General features: G+C 46.7%; 13 protein-coding genes and 1 pseudogene. 9 read left to right on the top strand and 5 right to left on the bottom strand.

What is annotated here, in order from left to right; genetic code table 11:
- Positions 1-225, top strand: a pseudogene (locus ABNS04_RS11545) (TonB-dependent siderophore receptor); the annotation flags it as partial.
- Here ABNS04_RS11545 and ABNS04_RS11540 read toward each other — a convergent pair.
- Positions 226-1,497, bottom strand: coding sequence for a DEAD/DEAH box helicase (locus ABNS04_RS11540; protein ID WP_006955649.1), 1,272 nt, complete (start codon positions 1,495-1,497; stop codon positions 226-228).
- A 433-nt stretch (positions 1,498-1,930) separates the two neighbouring features.
- Here ABNS04_RS11540 and ABNS04_RS11535 point away from each other — a divergent pair, with 433 nt between their 5' ends.
- The 4 genes from ABNS04_RS11535 (at position 1,931) to ABNS04_RS11520 (ending at position 4,674) form a co-directional block, all read left to right on the top strand.
- Positions 1,931-2,233 (top strand): hypothetical protein, encoded by a 303-nt coding sequence (locus tag ABNS04_RS11535; RefSeq protein ID WP_348671516.1) that lies wholly within the window; start codon positions 1,931-1,933, stop codon positions 2,231-2,233.
- Between the two features lie 93 nt (positions 2,234-2,326).
- Positions 2,327-3,430, top strand: a complete 1,104-nt coding sequence (locus ABNS04_RS11530; RefSeq protein ID WP_348671515.1) for a diguanylate cyclase — start codon at positions 2,327-2,329, stop codon at positions 3,428-3,430.
- A gap of 60 nt (positions 3,431-3,490) precedes the next feature.
- The gene (arfB, locus tag ABNS04_RS11525; protein ID WP_290614224.1) at positions 3,491-3,901 is read left to right on the top strand and encodes an alternative ribosome rescue aminoacyl-tRNA hydrolase ArfB; all 411 of its coding nucleotides are present in this window, start codon (positions 3,491-3,493) and stop codon (positions 3,899-3,901) included.
- 74 nt (positions 3,902-3,975) lie between these two features.
- Positions 3,976-4,674 carry a GPP34 family phosphoprotein gene (locus ABNS04_RS11520; RefSeq protein ID WP_272977267.1) on the top strand — a complete coding sequence of 233 codons (699 nt, stop codon included), beginning with the start codon at positions 3,976-3,978 and terminating at the stop codon, positions 4,672-4,674.
- Here the strand turns inward: ABNS04_RS11520 and ABNS04_RS11515 are convergent.
- Positions 4,660-4,974, bottom strand: coding sequence for a hypothetical protein (locus ABNS04_RS11515; protein WP_272977266.1), 315 nt, complete (start codon positions 4,972-4,974; stop codon positions 4,660-4,662). The two genes, ABNS04_RS11520 and ABNS04_RS11515, sit on opposite strands and share 15 nt — an antisense overlap.
- Positions 4,967-5,386 carry a PAS domain-containing protein gene (locus ABNS04_RS11510; protein WP_272977264.1) on the bottom strand — a complete coding sequence of 140 codons (420 nt, stop codon included), beginning with the start codon at positions 5,384-5,386 and terminating at the stop codon, positions 4,967-4,969. The genes ABNS04_RS11515 and ABNS04_RS11510 overlap by 8 nt, the downstream gene beginning before the upstream one ends.
- A 180-nt stretch (positions 5,387-5,566) precedes the next feature.
- Between ABNS04_RS11510 and ABNS04_RS11505 the strand changes: the two genes are divergently transcribed.
- The 4 genes from ABNS04_RS11505 (at position 5,567) to ABNS04_RS11490 (ending at position 8,899) form a co-directional block, all read left to right on the top strand.
- Positions 5,567-5,890 carry a hypothetical protein gene (locus ABNS04_RS11505; protein ID WP_006955639.1) on the top strand — a complete coding sequence of 108 codons (324 nt, stop codon included), beginning with the start codon at positions 5,567-5,569 and terminating at the stop codon, positions 5,888-5,890.
- Positions 5,891-5,952: 62 nt separating this feature from the next.
- Entirely contained in the window at positions 5,953-7,686 is a 1,734-nt protein-coding gene (locus tag ABNS04_RS11500; protein ID WP_348671512.1) for a copper resistance system multicopper oxidase, read from the top strand.
- Positions 7,687-7,696: 10 nt separating this feature from the next.
- Complete coding sequence (locus ABNS04_RS11495; RefSeq protein WP_006955635.1) at positions 7,697-8,437, top strand: copper resistance protein B; 741 nt, start codon at positions 7,697-7,699, stop codon at positions 8,435-8,437.
- Positions 8,438-8,689: 252 nt separating this feature from the next.
- Positions 8,690-8,899, top strand: a complete 210-nt coding sequence (locus ABNS04_RS11490) for a cold-shock protein (protein WP_006955633.1) — start codon at positions 8,690-8,692, stop codon at positions 8,897-8,899.
- Positions 8,900-9,138: 239 nt separating this feature from the next.
- Here the strand turns inward: ABNS04_RS11490 and ABNS04_RS11485 are convergent, their stop codons facing one another.
- Together ABNS04_RS11485 and ABNS04_RS11480 are read right to left on the bottom strand one after the other, a co-directional pair.
- Complete coding sequence (locus tag ABNS04_RS11485; RefSeq protein WP_006955630.1) at positions 9,139-10,056, bottom strand: NAD-dependent epimerase/dehydratase family protein; 918 nt, start codon at positions 10,054-10,056, stop codon at positions 9,139-9,141.
- Between the two features lie 77 nt (positions 10,057-10,133).
- A partial coding sequence (locus ABNS04_RS11480; RefSeq protein ID WP_348671509.1) for an EAL domain-containing protein occupies positions 10,134-10,565 on the bottom strand: 432 nt, incomplete at its 5' end.

The following is a 10,565-nucleotide window of genomic DNA, read 5'->3' as shown; positions in this document are numbered from 1 at the left end:
ACTGTCGGTCCTGCCTATGACAATGCAGGTGAGACTATCGTGACGCACCAGCCGTCTTATGGCTTACTTGGGTTGATGGCAAGCTGGCAGGTGACGGATAAACTTGCTGTGCGCGTCAACGGTTATAACGTGACCGATGAGAAGTATTTAAATAGCTTGTACTGGGCGCAGGGTTTCTACGGCGCGCCGGCTAACTACTCGGCATCGGTCAGTTATCAGTTCTAATTAGCGTTGACTCGACTTGTTCGAGCCCTGGCGTCGGTGCTTAGCACGGCCAGGGCTTTTTTGTTTGTCACTCGGTGCACCACGAGATTTACGCGGCGGACGTTGCTCGCGCTTCGGTGGAGGTGTTTTGCCGGTCAGTTCGACTTCATCAAACCCGTCAAGCGTGCGACGCTCAATGGGCTGACCGATCAGTTTTTCGATGGCTTTGAGTGTTCTAAATTCTTCGTCCATCACCAAGGAAATGGCGTGACCGACTTGTCCCGCGCGGCCTGTTCGACCGATACGATGAACGTAATCCTCTGCCACTTGAGGCAAGTCGTAGTTAATGACATAGGGTAGCTTTTCGATATCTAAACCACGCGCGGCGATATCGGTTGCCACCAATACTTGCACCGCACCTGATTTAAAATCGCTTAATGCCTTGGTACGCGCGCCTTGGCTCTTGTTGCCGTGTATCGCGGCAGCTAAAAAGCCGTCTTTATCGAGTTGTTTAACCAGCCGGTTGGCGCCATGTTTGGTGCGCGAGAATACAATCACTTGTGGCAAGTTGAGATTGCGTAAGATCTGCATCAGCATACGCGGTTTATGCGTTTTCTCGGCAGCATATAGGGTTTGTTCAATCCGTTCAGCGGTGGCATTCGGCGCTGCGACCGAAATTTCTACGGGGTTGTTCACTAAGCTTTTGGCGAGTTTACGAATCTCATCCGAAAATGTTGCAGAGAACATCAAGTTTTGGCGCTTCGCAGGTAGCAACTTGATGATTTTCTTGATGTCATGGATGAAGCCCATATCGAGCATACGGTCGGCCTCATCTAATACCAACGTTTCGAGCTGTGGAAAGCGAATCGCATTTTGCTGATAAAGGTCGAGCAAACGTCCAGGTGTTGCGACGAGAATATCCACACCTTTGCGTAGCTTCATCATCTGCGGATTGATTTTTACACCACCAAAGACAACAGCGTAACTTAACGGTAAGTCTTTACCGTAGTTGGCTACACTTTCGCCGACCTGAGCAGCAAGTTCACGTGTTGGCGTAAGGATCAAAACGCGCGCGGTATTGGCTTTTGCACGCTCATTGCCTTTGAGCATTTCTAAAATCGGTAAGGTAAAGCCTGCAGTTTTGCCAGTGCCCGTTTGAGCCGCTGCCATCACATCGTTGCCGGCCATGACGGCTGGGATTGCTTGTGCTTGTATAGGAGTAGGTTCGGTGTAACCTTGGCGTGTAAGGGCATTAAGAATTTCAGGGCAAAGTCCGAGTTCAGAAAAAGTCATGTATAAATTGGCAACCTAAACGGGGGATAAGAAGTCAATATTCTACATCACTGAGACCAACAACGCATTGTATTTGATGCTTTAATAATGAATGGGTGAACAAAAACAAACAGACGGATACAGTAGTAAACGCTCTTAAAAAATATTATAAAGTTTAAACATGCAAGTCCAATTATAATAAAAAAAGCGAATGATTTTGGAAAGAAGACAAAACACCGACGTATCAAAAAACGCGAAAAACTCACCAATGCCTTGCTGTTTAAAATCAGTATTTGGGCAATTTCCATTGTTGTTATTGCGTCGGCAATTACATTTCAAGTCGCTTATGATGATGCAAGACAACGTGTCATTGGACTGTTGGAACAAGATTTGGCCCCTGCGCTTGAGCGTAACGAAGCTTTTTTTAATCACGTAGAAGAAAACGGCGACATTCTTGCACAGCAGTTTCTATCGAATTACAAAGCGCGACGTTGCGCTGGATGACGAACTTAAATCACGCGTAATTGCGGCTCAATATACCCTCAATGAACTTGGTCCCGCTTGGCAAAATGAGGTGTCGAATTCACACTTTTCGATGCCCGAAAATATTTTATTAATGTATTCAACCGAATCACCGTGGGGGCTGCTCGCAGATAAGGATTTGGTGATGACGGATTATTCGGTCGTACGGTCGACATTACAGGTCAATAATCCCGAGCGAAAACCTAATTGGACCGGGCTTTACTACGATATTTGAGCCGACGTTTTAACCATTACTTATCAAAAGCCTGTCGATCTGGCGGGTAAACATCTCGCGAATGCGAGTTTTGATGTGGTGCTCAGTAGTTTAGTGAGCGATTTGACTAAAAAGAAACGCCCCAACGCTGAGCATGTCGTGTTAAACAATAATGGTGACTTGATTGCCGCATCTAACGTCACACAAGACGCTATTATTGCGCGTTCGACACTCACCTCAGAAACCTACAATGAACCTTTGTATCAGCGCTTGAGTCAGTTGGTGGTTGATAGAGGCTTTTCAGAGACACCCACTATTTTGAGTGGCGAAGTGGAAGGTCAGTTGCTATTCGTTAATAAGCTGCCGGGCCCAGGTTGGTGGCACATTACCACATATCCACTTGCTGAGGTGCGTAACCAGGCGATCGTGTTGCCGTTACAGCTTGTTGGTGCAGGCGTGGGGTTGGTGATTTTAATTCTACTGATGAGCTACTGGCTCATTCAACGCGAAGTCAGTCGACCCTTACAAGAAGTCGCTAAAGTGGCTTCGTTGATGGGCCAGCGCAATTATCGCGAGGCGCAAACCCATAAAACAACCAAGATTAAGGCGCGCGGCGAAGTTAAACAAGCGCTGAAGGCGTTCCAAACCATGGCATCACGCTTTATTACAGCGCAAGATGAACTAGAGCGAGAGGTGGAGTCCCGTACAGCCGAGTTAGCTGAAGCGAATCGAAAGCTTGATGCCTTAGCTCATATGGATGGTTTAACGGGGCTATTTAATCGTCGGGCGTTTGATCGTGATTTGGACGCGGCTATCTCATCCGGTAAGCCGTATCATTTGATGATTGCAGATATTGATGAGTTTAAAGCCTATAATGATAACTACGGGCACGAGGCGGGCGATAGCGCTATCAAGGAGATAGCAGAGTGCCTACGCAGTAATACACCGCTTAAGGTGTATCGCTACGGCGGCGAAGAGCTGGCGATGATTGTTCCTTCTGCCTATGACCTTGAAAGCAAACTTAACGAGTTGCGTGACAAGGTGATTGAGTTGAATATTCCGCATCATTATACCAACACGGATCGTTCATGTTTAAGTTTAAGCATGGGAGCTGCACCTATCCAGCGTGATGACGATAGCCGCAGTGCGATTCGACGTGCTGATAAACAACTCTACGCGGCTAAAAGAGCGGGTAAAAACTGTGTTGTTACTGCTTAACTTGTGCCTACTGTTTAAGACGCTTAACCTTATACTTCTAACCAAATACGAAAGAAGTTAATGATAAAGATATCTCAACGGGTTGAAATCCCTGAGCACGAAATCGAGTGGCAATTTATTCGCTCAAGCGGTGCAGGTGGCCAAAATGTCAATAAAGTCGCTACCGCGGCACAGTTGATCTTTGATATTCAGTCATCTTCATTGCCCGACTTTTATAAACAGCGTTTACTAAAGTTGTCCGATCATCGGATTACGCAAAGCGGCAAAGTAATTATCAAAGCACAAGAGACGCGCAGCCAAGCGCGCAACAGAGAGCTGGCGCTTGAGCAATTGACCGGCCTAATCCGCAGTGTGTCTTATGTGCAGAAAAAGCGTATCGCGACTAAACCGAGTCGATCGGCAAAAGAGAAACGCCTGAAAAGTAAAAAACAACAGGGACAAAAGAAGGCGCTGCGCAAGAAGGAGTTTTAGTCGACACGAGTGGAAATTTGCTCAATGTGAATTTATGGGGCTATTATCAATAACCAAAATTATTAAGGTCGCTTATGGCAAATACAATTCGTCTATACCAAGCCGTTATGTTACTCGCGTTAAGTGAAGAGCGCGGCACCATGAACGGTGCTTATGTCGAATATGCAACCGCAGCCGCACTTTTGTCAGAGCTTTTGATGCACGAGCGTATTGCGATTGAAACGGATAATAAAAATAAAGTGTCGGTTGTGGATGACGCCAGTACCGATGACGCGTTATTGGACGAAGCGTTGGGTCAAATAAAGTCTGCTAAGCGACAACGTAAGCTGCAGGATTGGGTACAAAAGCTAGGCCAACTTAAAGATTTAAAACACAAAGTTGCCCAGAGTTTGGTGGACGCTCATATCGTAGCCGCAGAAAAGGAAAAGGTTTTATGGCTGTTTGAGCGACGCGTTTATCCCGAGCTTAACCCAGAACCCGAACAGCAAATACGTGAAGCAATGCGCAGTGCTGTGATGAGTGATGATGAGGTTGAACCGCGTGTGGCGATTTTAGTCGCTTTAGCCAACAGCGCTAAGCTGTTGCCGCAAGTGTTCACCAAGCAAGAACTGAAACAGCGCAAAAAGCGCGTTGAGCAGCTAGAAAAGGGTGAAATGGTGTCGGCCGCGGCAAAACAAGCGGTGGCCGCTATTGAGGCTGCGGTCATGGTGGCTGCTATTATGCCAGCCATCACCGCCGCGAGCACCGCTTCGTGTTCATCAACCTCGTGCTAAGAGGTTGGTTTGGGCGGCAATGCCTTGGATACTGTCGACTAACTCAGTGACTTTCGTTGATTGAGTGTTAAGTTCAGCGATGTGGTGACTGGTTTGCTCAATTTTTTGTGCTAACACGCGCATAGCGTCAATGGTTTCTCGAATAACAGCCATACCTTGTTGCGCATGCTTATCTGTTTGAGTCGAGACGTCATGAGCAATATCGGATGTTTCGACGATGGCTTGTTCGCGCTTAACTTGATCGGTGATCACCGACGCGAACTTAACCACTTTGTAGAGGACACCTGCCTCGTTATGCACGGTGGTGCTGATCAACGATATCGTCTAGCCGATAATTCAAAGCATCAAGAAAGTTTTCATTTGCGGCGATGACATGACCATCAAGCGTAAACTCGATGACAGCCGATGAGCGGTTGAGGGCTTTGAGTAAATCCTCTGTTTCTCGCGACTTTGTAATGGTATGCGTGAGCTCACAACCGTAGGCCGCAAATGCTAATTGCGAGTCGTTTCCTAGTTTTTCGGGTTCTAGAATCACGCGTATCCAGATCTCGTGGCCTTGATCATGAATAAACTGAATAGCACCGTGCCAATGTGACTGCGTTTTAATGGCACGCGTCATTTGCTGAATGTGGGGCTTATTTTTCGCCGTTGGTGCAATAAAAGCTGATAACGGTTGATTCAATTGCTCTAGCTTGTTGTTGAATCCTAGCATGGTGTTCCCCCTAAAGAACGAAGTGCTCGAAGGGAAAGTAACATAAAATTCGAAAAGTTGAATGTATTTTCAATATTATCTTTACACTGTGTTTCTCGACACTTTTCGTTGGTATTTGACAAAAAGTTAGAGGTATTCCAATGTGGATAGGTAGCAATCGACATGCTGTATGGATATCAAATGTCACTTAGAGCATTTTTCGTTTTAGTTATTTTTTCATCGACTTTACTGTTGCCTCAATGGGCAAGCGCAGAGCGTGTGTGCCAGCAAGAAAATGCTCATGCGTGTGAACACGATAACTCGGTGATGCATGACTGTTGCGATGACCTTCTAAGAGTTCACTGTACAGGGCTCTCTATTGCCTATGTTGAGTGTGATGCTTCGATTGAAACTCCGGCAACGGTTTTAGCCGAAAGCGCAAAAAGCCGTGCGGTTACAGAAACTCGACCAAAGCATGGTAGCGAGCTATTTCGCCCTCCGATTTACACAAAACTCTACTGCTAATTTCTACATGGCAGCTATGCCACACAGTTATTAATACACAATTTATTTTTGTGGAGTTTTGTATGAATAATTCTATTGATCCGTCGCGTCGACAGTTTGTTAAATCAGCACTGACAGCGGCTTCCGCTCTTGCGCTTGCCAAAGTGGCACCCGTCTGGGCGTCCCCGCAGGGTAGACATTTTAAAGATTCCGTTTTAGCCACCGACGAGGTGAACTTAACGATTGCACGAAAACCGCTACTCATCGGTCAGAAGATGGGTCGTCCGATTACCATAAATGGACAAATGCCCGGACCCTTGATCCGTCTACGAGAGGGCCAACCTGCAAAGCTAAATGTCACCAATAAACTGATGGAGGATACGTCTGTTCATTGGCATGGAATCATTTTGCCTGAAAATATGGATGGCGTTCCTGGCGTATCATATGAGGGCATAAAACCAGGTCGAACATTTAAATATCGCTATGATGTGCAGCAAAGCGGTACCTATTGGTATCACAGTCACTCGGGGTTGCAAGAGCAGCTCGGTCACCTAGGTCCGCTTATTATTGACTCCAAAGATGGTGATATCGGTGCCGATCGAGAGCATACGGTGATTCTAACCGACTGGACCTTTTCTGATCCTAATGATGTTTTTCGCAAGCTGAAAGTCGCTGAAGGCTATTATAATTACCATAAGCGCACACTCTTTGACACCTTTGATGATATTCGTCAGCAAGGGTTGGAAAAAACCTGGCAAGAGCGTGAAATGTGGGGGCGGATGCGCATGAGTCCTCGCGACATAGCCGATGTTACTGGTAGTACTTACACGTATTTGATGAATGGCCGCGATTCGCGGATGAACTGGTCTGGGCTTTTTAAGCCCGGAGAAAAAGTGCGCCTTCGTATTATAAACGGTTCAGCGATGAGCTTTTTCGATGTCCGAATTCCTGGCTTGGAGATGACGGTGGTTGCCGCCGATGGCCAACCTGTTCAGCCTGTCACAATAGATGAGTTCCGCATTGGTGTCGCCGAAGCGTACGATGTCATTGTACAACCCAAAGAAAGTAAAGCGTACACGCTGTTTGCTGAGAGCTTCGATAGAAGTGGGTTTGTGCGCGGTACATTAACGCCCGAATTAGGACTTGAAGCGCCCATACCGGAGTTACGGCCCGTACCTGAACGTGGTATGGCGGCTATGGGAATGGCTAACATGAAGATGGAAGGCATGACGGAAGGGTCTATGTCTTCCATGAAATCTGATATGTCCACTAAGCAACCATTACCTGTCGACAATATACAAATTGACCATGCTAATGGTGGCCACGGACCCGGTGCTGCTATGATTGCTAAAAATCCAGTAAGTCGCTTGGACGAACCGGGGCTCGGGCTTGAGAATGTCGATCATCGTGTTCTCGTTTATTCGGACTTAAAAGGAGCTCACGAATGGCCTGACACGCGTGAACCTGAGCGCACCATACAGTTGCATTTGACCGGTAACATGGAACGTTACATGTGGTCTTTTGATGGGAAAAAGTTTACTGAAGTAGACGGACCCATTCAGTTTAATGAGGGGGAAAGGCTTCGTCTCGTGTTGGTTAATGACACGATGATGGACCACCCGATTCATCTGCATGGTATGTGGATGGAGTTAGAAAATGGTCATTATCCTCGCCCGCGTAAGCACACCATCAGCGTAAAGCCAAGCGAAAAGGTATCACTGCTCATCTCAGCGGATGCTCACGGCAGTTGGGCCTTTCATTGTCACCTTCTTTATCACATGAAGGCGGGTATGTTTCGCGTAGTAAATGTTTCTTAAGGAGCGGATGATGAAAAACTTTCTATTATTGTTAGGCGGTCTTTTTCCTCTTATTGCGTCAGCAGGACATGCCAAGGATGATTGGCCAGAGCCTGTAAGCGATCACTATACTGGACGCGTTCTTTTTGACCGATTGGAAATCGCGCGAACCAATCAGCATGAACAATCAGCTGTTTGGGATATGATGGCTTGGTATGGTGGAGACTATCATCGACTTGTGTTTAAAACCGAGGGTGAAAATGTACAAAATGATGGCGCACCGACCGATATCGAAAAAGCAGAACTACTCTATGGCTATTTAGTGTCTCCATTTTGGTCCATTCAGGCGGGAGTTGGTGCCCGTGGCGAGCTTTCATCCGATAGCTCGTTTGAGCATTATGCCGTGTTAAGTTTTTCGGGCTTGGCACCTTACTGGTTTGAAATGGATAACTCACTCATGGTGAATGAGGAAGGTGATATACAGTTGCGCTCGGAAACGGAGTATGAGTGGAGATTAAGTCAAACCGCCTATTTGCAACCACGAGTAGAAATCACCGCCAATGTCACCGACTCGGAAAAATACCGGCGTGAATCGGGGCTAAGTAACTTAAGAGTGGGGTTGCGCTATCGACAAGAAATCAGTCGAGAATTTGCGCCGTATATCGGCGTCTATTGGAATCAAGCGCTCGGTAACACCGCAGATCGATTACAGCGAGAAGGGCGGCAAACCCATGAAACGGGCATCGTTGTAGGTGCTAGAGTTTGGTTTTAATACGCTAGTGAGCAAGGACGGACATTGCCGTTCTTGCTCATTAAAAATAAATTAAAAATAATCGTTGACTAATATTTAAACTCGCGTATTGTAGGCGGCGTTGGATAAGAAAGTTAGTTAAACCTCCTCTACGTCGCATTACTTGTAGTCAATCTTCGTCCTGTAGTTTTAAATTTCCGTTTTTACCCGCACCATCCGCTCATGGCATTGGTCGTGGCGGCTTAATATATTATTTTTATCAGGATTACGATTATGTCTAATACAGTAAACGGCACAGTTAAATGGTTTAACGAAGCAAAAGGTTTTGGTTTCATCGAGCAGCAAGGCGGCGCTGACGTATTTGCTCATTTCAGTGCAATCACTGGCGATGGCTTCAAAACGCTTAACGAAGGTCAACGTGTATCGTTCGCGATCACTCAAGGCCCTAAAGGTCCTCAAGCAGAAAACATCGTTGCACTGTAACGACTGCTGAGTAGTACCTATTATCCAAAAGGGAGCTTTCGAGCTCCTTTTTTTGTGTCCAAATTAAATTTGCAAATAAAAATCATTTGCATTAACATGGCGGCATTGGCCTAAACTCTCTCCCTGGCTAATGTTCTCCCCAGCCAAGTGCTGGGGAATTTTTCTCTTCCTGAGTCATTTGACGCATCGTGTGGATGGAGGGCGAACGGCAAAACTACCTTTGCCATTTTAGTGGCGAGTTAGTCGAAACAAGCTTTAAGACCCTCCTGATAAGAGGTGACTGAAAACTCCGGAAATCGCGCCTTGAATTTATCGGATATAAAAACGTTATCGACTTGATAGCGCGGCATTAATTCTTGTGCGTCGCGCAGCGTTTTGCTAAAAACGCTCGCCAATTTTAGTTGCCAAGGTTTCACTATTGAGTAGCGGTAGGGCTTTTGTGTGATTGTTTCAATCGTTTCAACCATGCCGCGATAGGTTAAACGGTTATCGTCACAAGGTAAGTGCCAGGTTTGGTCAAAGGCATCGGGCGTATTGCCCAGTAGTGCCAAGGCGCGGCTAGCGTCTGGCGTGTAGATAAGAGTGCGTTGTGTGTCATCCCTTAAAAAGACCCGTGCTTTTTTACCGCGTTTGAGCGGCTCAATTAGGGTCGACTGAGTGATACTTTGAGTTCTCTCGGGCCCGTAAAACTCTGGAGCGCGCGCAATCAGTGCGACAATATCTTTCTCTGTTTGCGCACAGATCAACTCTTGGGCGATGTCTGCGCGTACTTGACCCTTTCTACCGTGAGGCTCAAAGAGGATGTCCTCAGTTTGGGGCTCGGCCGTTTGCGGATACATATAAGTATTGTCAAAAAACACCAGTTTCGCATTGTGCGTCTTACAGGCATCGATGACGTTGCGCATGATTACCGGCCACTCTTGCTCCCAACGTTCGGTGTCCATTGGCAAACCGACTGTGAGATAGACGATATCTGAGCCCTTGACGGCATGGGCAGTCTGCTCTGCATTCAACAGATTTGCGCTCATAGTGCTATCGGTTGGATTTACTTTACTTGGATTGCGACTGACGATACGAATATCAGTGGTGTAATCACGATGAAGTGCTCGTGCCAACTCGATACCGATTTGACCGCTGGCGCCCAAAATTGTTTGCATACGAAAGAGTTACCGCTGCGTGTTTTAAATTGTGGCACTAGCCTATCAAAAGGTTTTGAGCTCGTCTTGTTTAGTCATTAGGTAAGCCGAATATCGGTGCTCATCAGGTCGTCAAAACTCTGAGGTTTATGTAGTAAGAAGCCTTGTACCTGTTCGATTCCTAACTCACGTACACAGTCGAGCGTGCGCTGATCTTCCACACCTTCAGCAACAGTTTTCATGTGCAGGGTACGGGCTATTTCAGCGGTCGACTTAGCAAATGAATGTTCGCTGATGTCGTGGATATTCTGAATAAATGATTTGTCGAGTTTAAGCTCGTCGAACGGTGCGGTAGTGAGTCGCGCAGCGTTGGAAAGACCGGTGCCGTAATCGTCAATTGAAAGTCGAGCGCCTTTGCCTTTTATTAAAAGTAAATTACGTGACACGCTTGAACGGGTTGAGTAAAGCTCGGTCTCCGTCAACTCAAACATAAGCCGAGTGTGAGCTATGTGGGAATCGATCAAAAAAGT

Source organism: uncultured Idiomarina sp. (assembly GCF_964010655.1).
In the GTDB taxonomy this organism is placed as follows: domain Bacteria; phylum Pseudomonadota; class Gammaproteobacteria; order Enterobacterales; family Alteromonadaceae; genus Idiomarina; species Idiomarina baltica.
Note: the sequence above shows the minus strand (reverse complement) of the source record. Positions and strands in the feature narration are given on the sequence as shown.